The organism is Pseudomonas sp. BJa3 (genome assembly GCF_026343815.1).
Taxonomy (GTDB): Bacteria; Pseudomonadota; Gammaproteobacteria; order Pseudomonadales; family Pseudomonadaceae; genus Aquipseudomonas; species Aquipseudomonas soli.
Genome location: NZ_JAOXMC010000422.1, coordinates 1 through 248, shown reverse-complemented (window position 1 = coordinate 248; position 248 = coordinate 1). Strand labels below are relative to the sequence as shown.

Genomic DNA, 248 nt, shown 5'->3' with positions numbered 1-248 from the left:
ATGGCAATCAATGCCGTAGTGTTGAACGGGAACCCAGCGCCGAGCACCAGTGGCAGCGGCCTGCGGATCAACGTCGGTACCGAGGGCACCGCCGCCAAACCAGACGCAGACGGCAAGGTGGTAATCGATCCGAAGTCGATGCGCAATAACAGCAAACCCAGCGCCGAAGTCAGCTCCGACAGCGAGCCCCCCCACGTCCAACAACTGCGCAAGATGATCGAAAAGCTGCAAAAGCAGCTCGAACAACA

Annotated in this window: 1 pseudogene; it reads left to right on the top strand. The window is 59.3% G+C overall.

Annotated features, from left to right (window positions below):
• Positions 1 to 21: 21 nt before the first annotated feature.
• A pseudogene (locus tag OH705_RS28270) lies at positions 22 to 248 on the top strand (hypothetical protein); the annotation flags it as partial.